Genomic DNA, 17,322 nt, shown 5'->3' with positions numbered 1-17,322 from the left:
TGACCAATCTATGCTGCTGCGCACGCCATATCGGGCCGCTGGTGGTGAAGCACTGGCGGTCTTGAGCGGCCTGCCCCATAACAACAAGGACTGCGCAATGAAGATGACCTTCCGTTGGTTCGGCGACAGCGATCCCGTCACCCTGCCCTACATCCGCCAGATCCCCGGGATGACCGGCGTGGTCTCGGCGATCTACGACATTCCGGTGGGCGAGGTCTGGCCGCTGGACAAGATCGCCGCCCTCAAGGCCACGGTGAATGCCCACGGGCTTGAGCTGGAGGTCATCGAGAGCGTGCCGGTCCACGAAGACATCAAGCGCGGTTTGCCTTCCCGCGATCAGTTGATCGACAACTACGGCCAGACCCTGCGCAACCTGGCGGCCTGCGGGATCAAAGTGGTCTGCTACAACTTCATGCCGGTGTTCGACTGGACCCGATCGACCCTGGCCATGGAGTTGCCGGACGGTTCGACCACCCTGGCATTCGACGTGGCGGTGATCGAGCAGGCGAACCTCGATAACGGCATCACCCTGCCGGGCTGGGACGTCAGCTATGAGCCGGAAGTCCTGCGCGCGCTGATCAACGAATATGCCCAGGTCGATGAAGCCACTTTGCGCGAACGGCTGGCGTACTTTCTGGAGCGCATCATTCCGGTGGCCAAAGACGCCGGCATCAAGATGGCCCTGCACCCGGACGACCCGCCGCGTTCGATGTTCGGCATGCCACGGGTGGTGAAGAACCGCGAGGACCTGGCGCACATTCTGGCGATGGTGGATGACCCGGCCAATGGCTTGACCCTGTGTTCAGGTTCACTCGGCGCGGATCTGGGCAACGACATTCCCTCGCTCGTGCGGGAATTCGGCGGTCAGGGGCGCATTCACTTCGCCCATCTGCGCAACGTGAAGGTCAACGAAGCCGGTGATTTTTACGAGACCGCGCACCGCTCCGAAGACGGCTCGCTGGACATGGCCGAGATCGTCAAGGCATACGTAGAAACGGGTTTCGAGGGGTATTACCGCCCCGACCACGGACGCATGATCTGGGGCGAAACCGGCAAGCCGGGCTACGGCCTGTACGACCGTGCGCTAGGCGCGGTGTATTTGAATGGCTTGTGGGAAGGGATTCGCAAGACGATGGCGTGAGGCTCGTAGCTTATTGAGCTTGATATCCTGGATCGGAAACCGCCCTCAGAAGCGACACGACCTGTAGGAGCGCGCTTGCCCGCGAAATCGTAGATACATTCGACGCATCTTCAGCGTCTGTACTCACGCGTTCGCGGGCAAGCGCGCTCCTACAGTTTGATCCGGATCACAGGTCATTCAGCGTTAAGCCAGAGTGAGAAGGCGTCCAGGGTGTCACGAAGCGCCGAGGGACTCGCCCGAGCCACTCGCTCTAACGCAACTCCGCATCCATCCCGTCCAGCCAGCGCGCTTCGGAGCGGCGCAGGTGTTCGCGCATGGCGGTCTGGGCGCCGATCAGGTCGCGGGTCTGAACCGCGTGCAGAATCGCTTCGTGCTCGGCCACGGCCATGGCCCAGGTTTCGGTGGTTTCGGAGTGTTCGCTGACGTGGGCGGTAAGCGGGCTGTAACGCTCTTCGAACAACGAGGTGATGATGCGCACGAGGGTGGAGTTGCCGCTCATTTTCGCCAGTCGCTGATGGAATTTGCGGTCGTCGTCCAGCGCCGGCACACCTTTGAGCGCACCTTCGCGCATCTTGTCGATGCAGCCCTGCAGGTAGCGAAAATCAGCCTTGCTGCCGTGCAGACAGGCCAGCATCACACTCTCGCCCTCGATCAGCGCCCGGGCCTGCATCAGCTCGGACGGGCTCTCTCCCAGCGTGCGGGTTTTGCCTTTGACGCCCAGCAGGTGCTCACAGACGTAGATGCCGGAACCCATGCGAATTTCGACGCTGCCTTCGATTTCCAGAGCGATCAGGGCTTCGCGCAGGGACGGACGAGAGACGCCGAGCAACTGCGCCAGATCGCGCTCGGGAGGCAGCCGCGCACCGGGGACGATGCCATGCTTGCGAATGTGCTCGCGCAAACGGTCGGCGGTGATCTGGTACAGGCGGCGTTCGGGTGCAGGGCTTGGCGCGGTCATCAATCACGTTCCATCAGGATGCGCCGGAGGATATCACAGGCATTGGGATGCCTTGCTGGGTGGCCTGCAGTCTGCGAACAACCTTAATTTATGATTGTTCCCCACGCTCCGCGTGGGAACACATCCCCTGACGCTCTGCGTCACACGAGGGGACGCGGAGCGTCCCGGGCGGCATTCCCACGCGGAGCGTGGGGACGATCATCAATGCATGCATCCCATTTAGTAGGACCGGCTTTAGCCGGGAAGAGGCCGGTGCGTTCACCCTCAATTTTGCGATGTGCCAATTGCCGTCTTCCCGGCTGAAGCCGGTCCCACTATTTGGTGCGTGGTGTGCCAGCCGGCATCAATCCGCCAACGCACCCTTGAGCTTCGGCTGCTCCAGCCCGGCAATCCCCTGCCCCATCTCCACCACCGGCAAGAACCTGCGGCGTTTCTTCTCTTCGTGGTTCTGCGCGATGTCGGCAATCCGGTGCTGCAGAAACGGGTTGAGAAAACGGTCACGAACGCTGGCCAGATAATCCCGGGCCTGATCCCGTTGCCCCTTCGCTGCAAACACCGGCAGCACCTCCCGCTCCCACAGGTCCTCCAGACTCTCGCGCAGCAGTGGATCATTCATTGCCTGAAACACCGTCTCACCCTCAGGCCGGCCATCTTTCAACCAACGTTCCGCCAGCCAGGTGTGCCCGAGATTGAGCATGAACAGCTTGAACTGCTCGTACTGCTCCAGCTGATCCGTCACCACCAGGCAAGGGTGCGTACACGGCAGCACCAGCCCCGGCTGACGCTCAATCGCCCAGATCGCGTAAGGCTCGGCAATGGCACCCACCGGCTGGATGGGCTGCGAGACGATGCGATCGACCAAAGAATTCGCCCATCGACAGGTGTCGCGCAGATAGTGGGCAAAACCGGTGTCGATGCCCCACTCCGTCGCGAGCTGAATGATCAGGTCACGCAGCACATCGCCGTTGCGTGAAACCAGCTCACAGGGAAACAGCGACAACGGCTCATCAGGATTCGTCTGCCAGCGGTCATGGAGCAACACCAGCAGTTTCGCCGGAAAACTCCGGGGCGTCGGCGCATCGGCAACCAGGCAAGACGCCTTGTCCGTCGCATCCAGCAGGTAGCCTTTGTCGCCCGTATTGGAAATCACCACCTGCACGTCGTGCCGTATCCCCTGACGAATCACCGACCAATCGGGGCCGGCTTGCAGCGCCCCGGCAATCGATGTCGACCAGAGCTCTTCATCCACCGTGCGGCCGTTTTCCGCGCCTTGAATGCGCACCGGATAACCCGTGCCACCGGCCAGTGCCGCAACCCGCTGCGCGCTGTCGGCGCTGCCGGTGGTTTGCACGACGGTGATTCTGCCCAGCGCTTCGCCCTTCTCCAGCGCCTGGGAAATGAACAGATCGGCATGGGCCTGAAGAAAACGGCTGGTACCGAACTGCAGGATGGGGGTGAACGGGGTTGCACTCATGCCCGCGTCTCCTAGCATTCGACGATGGCTTTGACGACGCGCTGCGCAGGGTCGAGCAGCGTGGTGAAGCGCTCGGTCACCTCGCTCAGGGCCATGCGGTGAGTATTCAGCGCGGCGTCCGGGATCAGGCCGTCGCGCAGGCATTGCTCGACGTAGCGGAAGTCTTCGACGGTGGCGTTGCGGCTGCCCATGAGCGTCGCTTCGCGCTTGTGAAATTCGGGGTCGGAGAAGCTGATGGTGTCGCGAACGATGGACACCAGCACGTATTTGCCACCGTGGGCGATGAACTCGAAACCGCGCTCCATGGCCTTGGCGTTGCCCGTGGCGTCGTACACCACATCGAAGAATTCGCCCTCGGTCAGCTGCTCCAGTTGCTGCTTGTCGTCTTCGCCAATCAGCACGGCCGAGTCGATCTGCAGGTGCTGCTTGCAGAACGTCAGGCGATCCTCGCGGGTGTCCAGCACGGTGACTTTGGCGCCCCGCAGGCGGGAGAAAATCGCCACGGCCATGCCGATCGGGCCGGTGCCGACCACCAGCGCGCGCTGGCCGGATTGCACGTCCGAGCGACGCACCGCGTGGGCACCAATGGACAGAAATTCGATCATGGCCGCCTGATCCAGCGTCACCCCGCCGGCCTTGAGCACGAAGCCGTGGGGCAGGCTCAGGTATTCGGTGAATGCGCCGTCGCGGTGGACGCCCAGCACTTGAATGCGCACGCAGCAGTTGGTCTTGCCCTGACGACAGGCGATACAGTCGCCACAGGACAGGTACGGCATGACATACACCACGTCGCCAGGCTCAAGACCGCTGCCCGCCTCGCTTTGCTCGACGATGCCGGAGAACTCGTGGCCCATGACCCGGGGGTATTCGAGGAACGGCTGGTTGCCGTTGAAGATGTGCAGATCCGTGCCACAGACCCCGACCCGCTTGATGCGGACCAGCGTTTCGCCCGGTGCGCGTTCAGGTTTCGGACGGTCGAGGGCCAGCAGGGAACCGGGTTTTTCGCAGACGACGGTGAGCATCTTCTCTCTCCAGACCAGGCACGCCGACATTGCTGAAACGGCCAGAGCCGCAGGTTGCCGGGCAGTGATCTTGTTGTTGTGGGTGGCGGATGGATTCTGGAAGCACGGACCGCAGTTGCAATGGAGGGTCCGAGGGTGCAGGAAAAAACTACACAGCCCCACGGACATTGGCAAGACCAATTAAATTTTTACATCATTGGCCTTACCAAATAAGCGCTTCAACGTCTCGTCGCGATAGCCCACGCCATGGGCTGTAAATCCCCACAACCCATGGTTATGATCGCAGCCCATGACTTCCCCATTGCCGATCCGCTCGCCCTGCCCGCCCGGCGCCTGTAAATGCGACCGCGAGCGGCTGTTGGCGCTGGACGGTGCTGATGTGCGCATCCTCCGCCTGACCCGCCAGGAAGAGAAGCGGCTGCTCGAACGCCTGGAAAATATCGCCAGCGTGGAAGATCTGCAGCGCCTGCAAACGCGGATGTTCGACCAGCTCGGCATCCGCCTGGACATCGCGCCGGGCTTCAATGAAGTGCGCAGCATGCGCGGCATGGTCATCGACATCGCCGAACTGCCCGGCATGTGCCGCAAGACCCGCGCCGCCATCCCCGCCGCCATACGCCGGGGGCTTGAAAAGACCCCGGAGATCGCCTGGCGCCTGCTCGACGCCCATGACTTGTTTCGGGATGCCTGAACGCGGTGACCTGCCCGCAGGATCCGTCACTGCAAGACCCGCCTCACTACGGCCTCACTTCTCCCAGTCCGCCTTGTCGATCTTCAGGCCATGCAAGCCGTTGTACGCCGCTCGTTTGGGCTGCTCCCAGTCTTGCAGCAACGCCGCGTCAATGTCGTAGATCTCGACACCCAGCGGCCGGCAAACAGTCAGCTGGTCCTGGGCATCCGGGCCCCACATCGGCAGGGACAGGTCGCCGCCGGGGCACGTCGACAAGGCGCAGAGCAGGTCGATTTCGGCGAAGAACTCCAGGTAATCCCCTTGTTTTGCCGGGCAGGCTTTCATGAAATACAGGTCGTCGTGATTCAAACCGGTGCACTGGAAGATATTCAGCACGTCGTGCACGTCAAATTCGGTCAGGCCATGGGGCAACACGGCGCGGGTCAGATTCGAATGGCAGTGGTGGTGAAAGTCTTCGCCGGTGAGCATCTTGTTGACGTAGGGATCGCACCGCGTACCGAGCAGGTCATGCAGCCGACCGCCGTGTTCGTCGATGCCATAACTGGCGAGGCTGTCGTCGGTGATGGTGACCATCGGCCGCAGGAACGGCAGGTTCGACCACAACCGGTCGCGGGTGGTGACATGGGCGCCCTGCAATTGCCGGGTGCGCGCGGCCCACATGCGCTCGCGCGGATCATCGGCGCTCCAGACGTTGAAGTCGCCCACTTGCGGGCCCACCGGGGTGGTCACGCGGAACACCTGTCCGGCCTTGACCTTCCACGCCCGGCCGGTGCGGATGGGCACTTCGAACTGCTCGACCAGGGTGCGGCTGTCCTGCGCCTCGCGGATGCGCTCATAAAACGCCGTGTCGATCTGAAGAGCCGAGCCTTTGCTGACCTGATACGCAGCGGGATAGTCTTTGTACATGGGTGCTCCTGGCGAGTGAGTTTCATCTGACGAATTGAGCACAGCACAGCCCGTGCCAAGGGTACTGGGCGCTTCGATCAGCAGAACCACAGCCGGCTATTTGGAATTTAATTTCCACCTGTACAAGTAATAGAACAGCGATTAGCATTGCGACAGCCTCATCGAGGCCCCGAATCGACCTCAACAAGACCTCACCGAGAGGCTTCAGGGGATTCACATGCTCGACCGCGCCAGACGTTTCTCCATCAAGCAGATAGCGACTCAAGCCGGCGTGAGCAAGGCGACGGTCGATCGCGTCCTGCATCAGCGCGGCAGCGTGCATTACCAGACCCACCGCCGTATTCACCAAGCCCTCGAAGAACTCGAAGCCCAGGAAAAGTCCGGGCCTGCGGTGGGCCGCACTTTTCATATCGACGTCATCCTGCACACGCCCAAACGCTTCAGCGATGCGGTGCAGGAAGCGATTCTCGCGCAGCTCGGCAGTCTGGCGCCGTTTCGAATCTTTCCGCGCTTCCACCTGTATCAGGAAATCGGCACGCAGCAGATGTACGAGCTGATTCTGCGTTGCGTCGAAAAAGGCAGTCAGGGCCTGATCATCAAAGCCGCGGATGAGTTGCCGATCAACGAAGCGGTGAACGAAGCAACGGCAGCGGGCGTGCCGGTGGTGACGTTTGTTTCCGACCTGCCCCAGAGTGAGCGTATCGGTTACATCGGCATGGACAACCGCACGGCCGGGCAAACGGCGGCGTACCTGATGTCGCGCTGGCTGGACGAGCAAGCACAAGACGTGGCGGTGGTGATCAGCAGTGAGCTGTTTCGCGGCGAGGAAGAGCGGGAAATGGGTTTCCGCACCTGGCTGCGCAGCCGTGCGGCCCATCTGCGCGTCGTCGACGTCACCGGCGGGTTTGGCGTGCATGAGCCGACCTTTGAAAAAGTCACCAAAGCGCTGCAGGACAACCCGTCGATCAAGGCGATTTACAGCGTCGGCGGCGGCAACCGCGCGATCGTCGACGCCTTCGCCGCACTGGATCGCCCCCTGAATGTATTTATCGGGCACGACCTCGATCAGGAAAACCGACAACTGTTGGCGGAAGAAAAAATCGCCGCGATCATCGATCACAACCTGCACGTCGACGCCCGCAACGCGTTTCTGCACATCCTGCAGTTTCATCGCTTGTGGAAAGCGGTGCCGATTCCCGTTTCCCACGTGCAGGTCGTTACACCCTTCAACTTGACGCACTGATGTGCAGCCGCACCCGTTACGCCGATCACTCCATAACAACAATCCCGGAGATCCACCCATGCTACGCATCGCTGTCCTCGGCGCAGGCCGTATCGCCAACATTCACGCCGCCAACGTGGCCGCCAACCCCAACGTGCAACTGTCGGTGATCGCCGACCCATGGCGCGAAGGCGTCGACATCCTCGCCGGCAAGCTGGGCTGCGCTGCGGCCTACGATTGCGCCGAGGCCATTGCACGTGACGATGTGGATGCGATTGTCATCGGCACGCCGACCGACACCCACATCGACCTGATGCTGCGGGCGGTGAAGCTGGGCAAACCGGTGCTGTGCGAGAAACCCATTGACCTGGATTTCGCCAAAGCCGCCCGCGCAGTGGAAGAGATCGAGCGCCTGAACGGCAAGGTGATGCTCGGTTTCAACCGCCGTTTTGACCCGGACACCCTGCAGATGCGCAAAGCCATTACGCGGGGGGACATCGGCGAGGTGCGCCAGGTGGTGATCACCAGCCGTGATCCGGGGCTGGCACCGGTGGAGTACCTGACCCACTCCGGCGGCATCTTCCGCGACATGACCATTCATGACTTCGACACCGCACGTACGTTGCTCGGCGAAGAACCCATCGAAGTGATCGCCATCGCCAGCCGCCTCGTGGAGCCCGCACTGGCGCAGATCGATGACTACGACAGCGTGATGGTCTTGCTGCGCACCGCTTCCGGTAAACAGTGCCACATCAATTGCTGCCGCGAAGCGGTGTATGGCTACGATCAGCGCCTGGAAGTGTTCGGCTCAAAAGGAATGATCCTCAACGACAACCATCGCCCGAGCACCGTGCGCAGCTACAGCGCCACGCAAACCGAAGTGCGCGAGCCGCTGGAGAACTTCTTCCTCGAACGCTACGCCGCTTCGTATCGCATCGAACTGAACCAGTTCATCGATGCCGTGCGCGGCAATCAGACCCTGCCGACCAACGCCCGCGACGGGTTGAGGGCCTTGCATCTGGCCAACTGCGCCATCGAGTCGATCAAGACCGGTCGGGCTGTGAAGGTGGAGATCTGAATCCCAAGGTGTTCATCGCCGGTACCCGCTTGCCGGCACGATGAACGCCTTGCGGTTCACTTGAAATCCCGACTGCGCACGTCGAGCCCGGTGAGCATCGGCGTGAGGTCGAACAATCGCTGGGCGATGATGTGGCGCACGCCCTTCTGGAATTCGAACTTGCCGAACACCTGCATCAACTGCGACCCCACCAGCACCTTGCGTTGACGCTCGGCCAGATCACGCCAGACCACCACGTTGATCATGCCGTGTTCGTCTTCCAGGGTGACAAATGTAACGCCGCTGGCGGTGCCGGGCCGTTGTCGACCGACGACAAGCCCGGCGACGCTGAAGCTGCGGCCGTGCTCTTCATCCAGCAAATCCTTTGAACTGCGAAAACGCTTCGCCGCCAGTTTATGGCGCAGTAAGGCCAGCGGGTGCGGACCGAGTGTCGTGCCGAGGGTGTCGTAATCGGCTGCAAGGTCCTGGGCGACACTGGGCAACGGCAGCGCGACCTGGGCCTCTTCGCCAAAACAGTCGTCGCCGAACAACGGACGCTGCATCTCGACGCCCGCGATCTCCCAGCGCGCCCGATGCCGATGCCCCACCAGACCCCGCAGCGCGCCGGAATCCGCCAGCGCGGCACGAGCCCGATTGTCCAGTTCGGCGCGGATGCACAGATCGGCCACGTCCTTGAAATCACGTATGCCACGCGCCTGCTCGATACGCCTGGCGTCCTCCTCGCGGAAGCCGCGAATCATGCGCAGCCCCATGCGGATCGCCAGGTTTTGGTTGTATTCCCGGCCGGCCACCGGTTCCAGCGAACAGTCCCAGTCGCTGTATCGCACATCCACCGGGTGCACGTCGATCTGGTGGCGCCGTGCGTCCTGCAGCAGTTGATCCGGGCTGTAAAAGCCCATGGGCCAGCTGTTGATGAGCGCGCAGGTGAAAGCCGCCGGTTCGTGGCATTTGAGCCAGCAACTGGCGTAGGTCAACAAGGCGAAGCTGGCGGCGTGGGATTCCGGGAAGCCGTAACTGCCGAAGCCCTTGATCTGCTCGAAAATGCGCTGGATGAACTCGTCCGGGTAGCCCTTTTCCTTCATGCGCTCGCTGAGGCGGATGCGATGGGGCTCAAGACCGCCGTGGCGTTTCCAGGCGGCCATGGAACGGCGCAGTTGATCCGCCTCCCCGGGGGAATAATCAGCAGCGACGATCGCCAGTTGCATGACCTGCTCCTGAAACAGCGGCACGCCCAACGTGCGCTCGAACACCACTTTCAGCTCTTCGGACGGGTACGTCACCGCCTCTTCGCCGTTCTTGCGGCGCAGGTACGGGTGGACCATGCCACCCTGAATCGGCCCGGGGCGGACGATGGCCACCTCGATCACCAGGTCGTAGAACGTGCTGGGCTTCAACCGAGGCAGCATGGACATCTGCGCCCGCGACTCGATCTGGAACACGCCGATGGTGTCGGCGCGGCTGATCATGTCGTAGGTGGGTTTGTCCTCGGCGGGGATGGTCGCGAGAGTCAGGTCGTACCCTCGATAGCCCCTGACCAGATCGAAGGTACGGCGCAGTGCACTGAGCATGCCGAGGGCGAGGATATCGACCTTGAGCAGGCCCACCAGATCGAGGTCGTCCTTGTCCCACTGAATGATGGTGCGGTCCGCCATGGCGGCGTTTTCCACGGGCACCAGGGTTTCCAGCGGATGCTCGGAAATCACAAAGCCGCCGGGGTGCTGGGACAGATGCCGGGGGAAGCCGATGAGTTCACCGGTCAAGGTCAGCACCCGGCGCAGAATCGGGCTGTCAGGCTCAAACCCGCATTCGCGCAGGCGTTCGGCGGGCGGCATGCTGTCGCTCCAGCGGCTGAAGCAGTCGGCCAAAGCGTTGATCTGGTCGGGCGGCAAACCGAGTACGCGCGCCACATCCCGGACCGCACCCGCACCGTGGTAGGTACTGGCAACAGCAGTGAGCGCCGCCCTGCCCCGGCCGTAGCGACGGAACACGTATTGCAGGACTTCCTCTCGCCGTTCGTGCTCGAAATCGACGTCGATGTCCGGGGGCTCGTCGCGCTCTTCGGAGATGAAACGCTCGAACAGCAGATTGCTTTTTGACGGGTCCAGCTCAGTGATGCCCAAAGCGAAACACACCGTCGAGTTGGCCGCCGAACCTCGGCCCTGGCAGAGGATGTGCTGTTCGCGGGCGAAGCTGACGATGTCGTGCACCGTGAGGAAGTAACTCTCGTACCGCTTGGCCGCGATGACCTTCAGCTCTTTTTCGATGTTGCTGCGGGCGACTTCCGGCACGCCATGAGGCCAGCGGCAGCTGGCGCCCTGCTCGGTCAGATGCCGCAGCCAACTGCTGGGTGACTGGTCAGGCGGCACCAGTTCGTGGGGGTATTCGTAGCGCAATTCACTGAGATCGAAGGTGCAGCGCCGGGCGATGTTCAAGGTTTCAATCAGCAGGCTCGCCGGGTAAACCTCGCTCAATACCGAGAGCGGGCGCAGATGCCGCTCGCCGTTGGCAAAAAGCCGATGCCCCGCTTCGGCCACGGTGGTGTGATGGCGGACGGCGCTCATGGTGTCCTGCAACGCCCGACGACCGCGGGCGTGCATGTGCACGTCGCCACTGGCGACGGCTGGAATCGCCATGGCCCGCGCCATGCCGAGCAAGGTATTGAGGCGCTTTCGGTCATCCGGACCGCAATGCAGCTCGACACTCAGCCACAGATTCTGCTGAAAGATCCCGCGCAGCCAGTTGCCTTGCTCCCGTCTGGTGGGGATGTCCTGATCAAGATCCGGCAGCCACAGCGCCAAAAGCCCTGCGACTGGCTGCTGAAAGTCCTCGTGCAGCAAGCGGTATTCGCCTTTCTTGCTGCGCCGTCGGCCTTGGGTGATCAAGCGGCACAAGGCCTGGTAGCCGGCAAGATTCTCCACCAGCAAAACGATTTTCGGCCCGTTCTCGACGGTGATTTCGCTGCCGATGATCAATGGCAGCTCACATTCCTTGGCAGCCTGCCACGCACGCACGATGCCCGCCAGGGTGCATTCATCGGTGATGGCCAGCGCCTGATACCCATGGAGCTTTGCCCGCTCGAACAACTCCTTCGCACTCGATGCCCCGCGCTGAAAGCTGAAGTTCGACAGGCAATGCAGCTCGGCGTATCCCGCACTCATGCGAACCAGCCGTGCAGCAACAGGCTGCTGTCGCCAACGCTGCGGTACGCCCAGCCGCGCTGGCCGTTACGGGTTTCGACGAGGTAATAGTCGCGCCGCACGTCGCCGCCGTCCCACCAGCCCGACTCGATACGCTCAGGCCCGGCCAGCACGCGCAGGCCGGGCTCGGTCAGCAGTTCGGGCTCGGGCAATAGCCAGCCAGGACGCGGCACTTTATGGGTCAGCGCCAACGGTTTGCTCGGGGAAGCGGGCAACGAAGCGTGTTCCGGGCGATGGTCGGCATTGAAACCCAGGCCGGCCACCGCTTCATCCCCAAGCCGTGCACGCAGGCGCTCGCGCAACTGTTCCCACGGCATGGTCTGCTGCGGACGGTCGTCGAACAGCTCGCGGTGGGTGGGCACGAAGGCCGGCAGGTCCTTGGCCTGCAATCGCAACGCGCGTACCGGGGACGGCACTTCGACTTGCTCCAGACGCCCGCGCGCCAGCTCGAACAGCATATTGGCTTCGCGCTCGGCACTGAGCAGGCCGACGGGAATCTGCGTGTCCGGCGCAACGCTGCCCACACTCGGCACGTGCTCCAGATGAATCACGAAACGTTGCACGCCGCTGTCGCGCCCGGCCAGAAACACTGCCAGATCGGCAATCATGCGCTTGAGCGGGAACAGCAGCGCCTGGTGGGATTCGACGTCGAAGTTGAGCTCGATGCGCGTATCAAAACGGTCCGGCGGCACATAACACTCCAGCCCCATGGGCCTGCGCCCGAACAGCGTGTCGAGGTGTTGCAGCACGGCTGCCGGAAAACGCCGGGCCAACGTGTCACGGGGCAACGCCTGAACCTGCCGTACGCGATGCAGGCCCATGCGCGCCAGTGAGGTGGCCACCTCGGTTGGCAGGCCGATGCGGTTGACCGGCATCTCTGCCAGCACCTCATGCAGTGAGTCGCCATCGCACACGGCGAGACCATCATGGGCGTTGGCGAGCATGCGGGCCGCCAGCGGATTGGGCGCCGCGACGATGCGGTGGGTGAAGCCCAGCTCGGTCAGTTCCTGACGCAGAAGTGCTTCGAACACCGGCCACGGCCCGAACAGGCCAAAGCTGGATTCAACTTCCATCAACAGCACGCGCGGGTATTTGAGGCTGACATGGGAACTGAAACGGTAGGCCCAGGCCGCAAGCAGACGATGCCAGCGCTCGGTTTCGTCCGGGTCGTATTCGACGGTGGCGAATTCTCGGGTCATGGCATGGGCCGCGGTCAGAGACTGGCCGGCACGCAGGCCCATGGCGCGGGCGGCCGGGTTGACCGTCTGCAGCACCCGTCGCTGAGCGGTGCCGCTGATCAGCGCCAGCGGTTCTTCGGGGTTTTCGCGACGGCGCATGACGCCGTCCAGCGCCAGCTGCGGCAGGAGGACACAGGCCCAGAGCATGGCAACCTCAAGCGTCAGCGGTGAACGGAACGGGGGAGGACGGCGCCAGCCCGCCTCGACACTTGAGCACCCGCAACTGACTGGGGCGCGCGTCGATGGCAATACGCAGCGCGGCCGGAGACGGGTTGGCTGCCGCCTCATGCCCGCGGCAGGCAAAGGCCAGGGTTTCACCGGTTTCGGCGGCCACCTGCAACCGGCGCAAGGCACGGTCGTCGACCTTGGTCGGCCAGCACAACACCGCGCCGCAACTGCCCGAACGCAGGCATTGCTCGACCGCCCACAAGGCATCGCGCTCGCTGGCGTGAATGATGGACAACTGCCTCAGGTCGATGCCTGCCATCTGCCAGGCCTGGGCATAGGGCAAAAAAGGAGGCGCAACCAGCACGATGCGTTCGCCGCTGTCAGCGAGCCGGGCCAGGGTCGGCCACATCAGCCGCAGTTCACCGCTGCCGTTGGCCGCGACCAGCACTTCGGTCATCGCCGCAGGGGGCCAGCCTCCCATGGGCAACGCCGCATCAAGGGCGGCATGGCCGGTGGGCTGCGCGGCAACCGAAGGGACCTGCTGACGCCCCTTCCAGACGCGTCGCTCGTCCAGCAGCGCGTCGAGGCTGACCACCGCGCCCATCATTCCCGGCGCACCAGGCCACAGAACACGCCTTCGATCGCGAAGTCCTGATCGGGCCGAACAATGATGGGTTGATACGCCGGGTTGCGCGGCAGCAAGCGCAGCTGATCATCGCCGCGCTCCAGGCGCTTGATGGTCACTTCGCCGTCCAGCCGGGCCACGATGATCTGCCCGTCGCGGGCCTCGGCGCTTTGCAGGATGCCTACCAGATCGCCGTCGAAGATGCCGTCGTCGATCATCGAATCCCCGCTCACCCGCAACAGGTAATCCGGGACGCGCATGAAGGTGCGGCTGTCCAGGGTGAAGGTGTCGTGATTGTCGAGGTCGGGACCGATGGGTGCACCGGCGGCCACTCGACCGAGCACGGGAATGTCGAGCATTTGCGGCCGCGGACGGGTTTCCATCAGGCGGATACCGCGGGCCTGATTGGCGACGACTTCGATCAAGCCGGCGTCGGTCAGCGCCACGATGTGCTTGCGCGCAACGCTGCGGGAAGCAAAACCGAAGGCTTCGGAAATTTCAGCCAGGCTGGGAGGCTGGCCGTTGTGGGCGATGCGGTCACGAATGAACGTGAGGATGGCAGCGCGTTTTGGGGATAGGGTCGTCATGGAGCACATTTGTACTCTTTTCGACTAAACCTGACCAGCGCCTCCTGTCGATCCGGCTGCCATTTTTGTAACAGAGCGGCGAATCCCGGTAATTGCCACCCTGCTCAAAAGCCCTGCCTAGCGCTCAAACAGCGCCTGAATCTGCGGATACGCGAGGCTGGTCTCGATGACCGTTTCCGAACGCCCTTCCTCCAGAAAGCCCCTTGCGAGTTGCTCGGCCTGTCCCCACAAGGTCTGGGCGATGCTGGATCCGGCGCTCAAGCGGCGTACGCCCAGTTGCGCCAGCGCTTCGGCGGCAGGCAAGCCCTGTCGCGCCAACACATTGATAGGCAGATCAATGCCTGCAACGACGGCCTGGATCTGCTCGACGTCCACCAAGGCCGCCACGAACAGACCATCCGCCCCTGCTTCCCGGTACTTCTGGCCGCGCTTCAGGGTCTCTTCGACCCGCGCATGTTCAGGAACCAGACTCGCCAGATAAACGTCGGTGCGAGCATTGATAAAGACGTGCAGCCCGTTGCGGGCGGCCATGTTTTTAATCGCCTCGATCTTGCGGACGAGCAGCTCCGGCGCGTCTGAACCGTCTTCGATATTGATGCCGACCGCGCCGATATCCAGCACCCGCTTGACGTTTTCCGCGACGGTTTGCGGGTCGTCCGAGTAGCCGTTTTCGATGTCGACCGACAGGGGCACCTTGATCAGCCGCGCGATGCTGGCGGCGACGCTTACCGCGATGTCCACCGGAAACACCCGGCCATCGGCATAACCCTGCGCCCACGCGACTCCCGCGCTGGTGGTTGCGATGGCGGTGGCGCCAAGGCTTTCGAACAGTCGAGCGCTCCCCGCGTCCCAGGCATTGGGCAGGCGCAAAACGGTGGATTGGTGGTGCAGTGAGCGAAACGTCTGAGCGGAACCGGGCATGATCATCTCCATTGATTTAAGGGTCGGCCGTTGCGTACGTTTTCAAGCGGCGTGTTGCGTGAAGCTTTGCGTAAACCGTGAAGCGATTGATTCAGAACAGTGACGCCTGGGTCGAAGCCACCGCCTTGACGCGCTTGCCCCGCTGTACCGGCTGATAACCCTCAAGCGTCAGCAGCAGGTGCTTGGCGTCGAGGCCACCGGCAAAACCGGTCAGCGCACCGGAACTGCCGATCACTCGGTGGCACGGGGCAATGATGGAAATCGGGTTCTTGCCATTGGCGGCACCGACGGCGCGCACGGCGGCGGGATTGCCGATCTGCAGGGCTATGTCGAGATAACTGCGGGTTTCGCCGAAGGGAATAGTCAGCAGGGCCTGCCAGACGTTCTGCTGAAATTCAGTGCCATGAAATTCGAGCTCAAGCTCGAAACGCTGACGCTGCCCGGCGAAGTACTCAGCGAGCTGGCGCTCGGTTCGGTCCAGCACATCGCTGCCGGCGTCTTCACTCATCGCCCCGAGCAACACGCGGTTCGGGCGGTCGTTTTGCCAGAGCACGGCGGCCAGACGCGGGCCCTTGGCGATCAGCTTCAACTGACCGACCGGGGAATCAATAAAGCGGTAGGTGAAGGTCATCGTCTGGCTCCTGCTCTGTTTTTTGTTCTGGCTCTTGTCCGGGCAACTGCGCGCCGAGATCATCCGCGATCGTCCGGGCGCGCGAGTGACGACATACTACTCGCGCGCCCTGCACGAACCACCCGGTTCTTGCGCTCAAACTCCCCGGTCAACCGCCCTTCTGCTTGCCCGCCACATCCGCCGCGGAATTCCAGATGTGAATGGCGGCGTAGGCGCGCCAGGGCTTCCAGGCTTCGGCCCGCGCCTTGTGCTGCGGCAGGCGAAGCAGCGATGGCTCTTGCTGGGTCATCAGATTCATCAGCACCAGATCGGCGGCGGGCCAGGCGTCCGGGTCACGCCAGGCGCGCATGGCGATGTATTCCACGGTCCAGGGGCCGATGCCGGGCATGGCCAGCAACTGTCGCCGTACATCACCAATGTCGCCATGGCGAACGTCGAGGGACAGCTCGCCACTGGCCACCGACCCTGCGAGACGCTGCAGGGTCTCGACGCGCTTGCCGGGCATGCCGATCTTGTCCAGGTTCGCCTGCGCGACGGCGTCTGGCGTCGGGAAGCGCCAGGCCAATTGTTCATGCAGACCTTCACTGACCTGAACTCCGGCCCGCTGGACGAGGCGACCGACAATCGTCGTCGCACCCTTGACGCTGACCTGCTGCCCGACGATCGTGCGCACGGCCAGCTCGAACCCGGAAAACGCCCCCGGCACGCGCATCCCCGGGCGACGCCGCACCAGTGAGGCCAGCCACGGGTCTTGGGAGAGGGCTTGGTCGATGATTTGCGGTTCGGCGTACAAATCGAACATGTGTGAAACCGGCGCGATCAACTGATCGATGTGCTGGCTCACCTCGCCGTGAGCGGTCGCCAGCAGATGCTGCCCGTCCGGCGCCAGTTCCACCGTCAAGGCACCTTGGCTGCCCTTGAACTCGATGTTGCGCATGTACACCCCATCGACCACCGCCTCCACACCCGCCGTCATCCGCGCCGCGAAGAAATCGAGCATGCGCTGCCAGTCAAACGGCTGATTGAAAGGGATCAGGCGCGAGGCGTGGGGCTGGAAAGGTTGAAGCATGGGCGAACCGCCGGCAGTCAGGGTCGGCTGACGCTAGCGTAATCAATGCAGGGGCACAAATTTTTCGGGCTAAAACGCAGATTGAGGGTGAGCAAACTGACCTCTTCCCGCCTGAAGCCGGTCCCACATGGAATCGCGCTCTATCTGTACAGACTGTGTGAAAACCTAGCCAACCTGCCTCAGATCTAAGAAAATGCCCCGCATCGAAAGATGCGGGGCATTTTCTTATGGCGTACATCCAGGGCGAATCTCGAAACCAGACCAGCCTGTTTCCGGTTTCAATCGATGAAGTCATTCCCGAAGACCATCTTGTTCGGGTCATTGATGCCTATGTTTCTCGCTTGGATCTCAGGGTTCTGGGGTTCGATAAAGCTATTCCCAAGGGCAACGGACG

General features: G+C 62.8%; 15 protein-coding genes and 1 pseudogene. 5 read left to right on the top strand and 11 right to left on the bottom strand.

Annotation, left to right across the window (positions count from 1 at the left end):
• Positions 1–97 precede the first annotated feature (97 nt).
• Positions 98–1,141 (top strand): mannonate dehydratase, encoded by a 1,044-nt coding sequence (uxuA, locus tag BMY98_RS00075; RefSeq protein ID WP_074883796.1) that lies wholly within the window; start codon positions 98–100, stop codon positions 1,139–1,141.
• A gap of 250 nt (positions 1,142–1,391) precedes the next feature.
• Here the strand turns inward: uxuA and BMY98_RS00070 are convergent, their stop codons facing one another.
• From BMY98_RS00070 to BMY98_RS00060, 3 genes are all read right to left on the bottom strand, one after another.
• Positions 1,392–2,099, bottom strand: coding sequence for a FadR/GntR family transcriptional regulator (locus BMY98_RS00070; protein ID WP_074883023.1), 708 nt, complete (start codon positions 2,097–2,099; stop codon positions 1,392–1,394).
• Positions 2,100–2,442: 343 nt separating this feature from the next.
• The gene (locus tag BMY98_RS00065; RefSeq protein WP_074883021.1) at positions 2,443–3,573 is read right to left on the bottom strand and encodes a mannitol dehydrogenase family protein; all 1,131 of its coding nucleotides are present in this window, start codon (positions 3,571–3,573) and stop codon (positions 2,443–2,445) included.
• Between the two features lie 11 nt (positions 3,574–3,584).
• The gene (locus tag BMY98_RS00060) at positions 3,585–4,595 is read right to left on the bottom strand and encodes a zinc-binding alcohol dehydrogenase family protein (RefSeq protein ID WP_074883018.1); all 1,011 of its coding nucleotides are present in this window, start codon (positions 4,593–4,595) and stop codon (positions 3,585–3,587) included.
• Between the two features lie 289 nt (positions 4,596–4,884).
• Between BMY98_RS00060 and BMY98_RS00055 the strand changes: the two genes are divergently transcribed.
• Positions 4,885–5,286 carry a hypothetical protein gene (locus tag BMY98_RS00055; protein ID WP_175514127.1) on the top strand — a complete coding sequence of 134 codons (402 nt, stop codon included), beginning with the start codon at positions 4,885–4,887 and terminating at the stop codon, positions 5,284–5,286.
• A 54-nt stretch (positions 5,287–5,340) separates the two neighbouring features.
• On the opposite strand, the gene BMY98_RS00050 is transcribed toward BMY98_RS00055, so the two are convergent.
• A complete protein-coding gene (locus BMY98_RS00050) occupies positions 5,341–6,192 on the bottom strand; it encodes an urea carboxylase-associated family protein (RefSeq protein ID WP_074883012.1) in 852 nt (283 codons plus the stop codon).
• Between the two features lie 217 nt (positions 6,193–6,409).
• Between BMY98_RS00050 and BMY98_RS00045 the strand changes: the two genes are divergently transcribed.
• A complete protein-coding gene (locus BMY98_RS00045; RefSeq protein ID WP_074883009.1) occupies positions 6,410–7,435 on the top strand; it encodes a LacI family DNA-binding transcriptional regulator in 1,026 nt (341 codons plus the stop codon).
• Positions 7,436–7,493: 58 nt separating this feature from the next.
• Positions 7,494–8,492, top strand: a complete 999-nt coding sequence (iolG, locus tag BMY98_RS00040) for an inositol 2-dehydrogenase (protein ID WP_074883006.1) — start codon at positions 7,494–7,496, stop codon at positions 8,490–8,492.
• A gap of 56 nt (positions 8,493–8,548) precedes the next feature.
• Here the strand turns inward: iolG and BMY98_RS00035 are convergent, their stop codons facing one another.
• The 7 genes from BMY98_RS00035 to BMY98_RS00005 all read right to left on the bottom strand — a co-directional run bounded on the left by BMY98_RS00035 (position 8,549) and on the right by BMY98_RS00005 (position 16,928).
• Entirely contained in the window at positions 8,549–11,650 is a 3,102-nt protein-coding gene (locus BMY98_RS00035) for an error-prone DNA polymerase (protein WP_074883003.1), read from the bottom strand.
• Positions 11,647–13,074 carry a Y-family DNA polymerase gene (locus tag BMY98_RS00030; RefSeq protein ID WP_074883000.1) on the bottom strand — a complete coding sequence of 476 codons (1,428 nt, stop codon included), beginning with the start codon at positions 13,072–13,074 and terminating at the stop codon, positions 11,647–11,649. Before BMY98_RS00030 ends, BMY98_RS00035 begins: the two co-directional genes overlap by 4 nt.
• A 7-nt stretch (positions 13,075–13,081) precedes the next feature.
• Positions 13,082–13,699 (bottom strand): translesion DNA synthesis-associated protein ImuA, encoded by a 618-nt coding sequence (gene imuA / locus BMY98_RS00025; RefSeq protein WP_074883792.1) that lies wholly within the window; start codon positions 13,697–13,699, stop codon positions 13,082–13,084.
• Positions 13,699–14,316, bottom strand: coding sequence for a transcriptional repressor LexA (gene lexA, locus BMY98_RS00020; protein ID WP_074882998.1), 618 nt, complete (start codon positions 14,314–14,316; stop codon positions 13,699–13,701). Before lexA ends, imuA begins: the two co-directional genes overlap by 1 nt.
• Before the next feature lie 108 nt (positions 14,317–14,424).
• Positions 14,425–15,228 carry an isocitrate lyase/PEP mutase family protein gene (locus BMY98_RS00015; protein ID WP_074882997.1) on the bottom strand — a complete coding sequence of 268 codons (804 nt, stop codon included), beginning with the start codon at positions 15,226–15,228 and terminating at the stop codon, positions 14,425–14,427.
• 91 nt (positions 15,229–15,319) lie between these two features.
• Positions 15,320–15,859 carry a methylated-DNA--[protein]-cysteine S-methyltransferase gene (locus tag BMY98_RS00010; RefSeq protein ID WP_074882993.1) on the bottom strand — a complete coding sequence of 180 codons (540 nt, stop codon included), beginning with the start codon at positions 15,857–15,859 and terminating at the stop codon, positions 15,320–15,322.
• Between the two features lie 148 nt (positions 15,860–16,007).
• The gene (locus tag BMY98_RS00005; RefSeq protein WP_074882990.1) at positions 16,008–16,928 is read right to left on the bottom strand and encodes a DNA-3-methyladenine glycosylase family protein; all 921 of its coding nucleotides are present in this window, start codon (positions 16,926–16,928) and stop codon (positions 16,008–16,010) included.
• A gap of 227 nt (positions 16,929–17,155) precedes the next feature.
• Here BMY98_RS00005 and BMY98_RS26600 point away from each other — a divergent pair.
• Positions 17,156–17,322 (top strand): annotated as a pseudogene (locus BMY98_RS26600) (IS5/IS1182 family transposase); the annotation flags it as partial.

The sequence above is a fragment of the Pseudomonas graminis genome (genome assembly GCF_900111735.1).
In the GTDB taxonomy this organism is placed as follows: Bacteria; Pseudomonadota; Gammaproteobacteria; order Pseudomonadales; family Pseudomonadaceae; genus Aquipseudomonas; species Aquipseudomonas graminis.
The sequence above is the reverse complement of the archived record's forward strand: the minus strand, read 5'-3'. Positions and strand labels throughout refer to the sequence as shown.

Coding starts and splice junctions, on each gene's coding strand:
- uxuA (WP_074883796.1), top strand. CDS start 98: ATGAAGATGACCTTCCGTTGGTTCGGCGACAGCGATCCCGTCACCCTG.
- BMY98_RS00070 (WP_074883023.1), bottom strand. CDS start 2,099: ATGACCGCGCCAAGCCCTGCACCCGAACGCCGCCTGTACCAGATCACC.
- BMY98_RS00065 (WP_074883021.1), bottom strand. CDS start 3,573: ATGAGTGCAACCCCGTTCACCCCCATCCTGCAGTTCGGTACCAGCCGT.
- BMY98_RS00060 (WP_074883018.1), bottom strand. CDS start 4,595: ATGCTCACCGTCGTCTGCGAAAAACCCGGTTCCCTGCTGGCCCTCGAC.
- BMY98_RS00055 (WP_175514127.1), top strand. CDS start 4,885: ATGACTTCCCCATTGCCGATCCGCTCGCCCTGCCCGCCCGGCGCCTGT.
- BMY98_RS00050 (WP_074883012.1), bottom strand. CDS start 6,192: ATGTACAAAGACTATCCCGCTGCGTATCAGGTCAGCAAAGGCTCGGCT.
- BMY98_RS00045 (WP_074883009.1), top strand. CDS start 6,410: ATGCTCGACCGCGCCAGACGTTTCTCCATCAAGCAGATAGCGACTCAA.
- iolG (WP_074883006.1), top strand. CDS start 7,494: ATGCTACGCATCGCTGTCCTCGGCGCAGGCCGTATCGCCAACATTCAC.
- BMY98_RS00035 (WP_074883003.1), bottom strand. CDS start 11,650: ATGAGTGCGGGATACGCCGAGCTGCATTGCCTGTCGAACTTCAGCTTT.
- BMY98_RS00030 (WP_074883000.1), bottom strand. CDS start 13,074: ATGCTCTGGGCCTGTGTCCTCCTGCCGCAGCTGGCGCTGGACGGCGTC.
- imuA (WP_074883792.1), bottom strand. CDS start 13,699: ATGGGCGCGGTGGTCAGCCTCGACGCGCTGCTGGACGAGCGACGCGTC.
- lexA (WP_074882998.1), bottom strand. CDS start 14,316: ATGTGCTCCATGACGACCCTATCCCCAAAACGCGCTGCCATCCTCACG.
- BMY98_RS00015 (WP_074882997.1), bottom strand. CDS start 15,228: ATGCCCGGTTCCGCTCAGACGTTTCGCTCACTGCACCACCAATCCACC.
- BMY98_RS00010 (WP_074882993.1), bottom strand. CDS start 15,859: ATGACCTTCACCTACCGCTTTATTGATTCCCCGGTCGGTCAGTTGAAG.
- BMY98_RS00005 (WP_074882990.1), bottom strand. CDS start 16,928: ATGCTTCAACCTTTCCAGCCCCACGCCTCGCGCCTGATCCCTTTCAAT.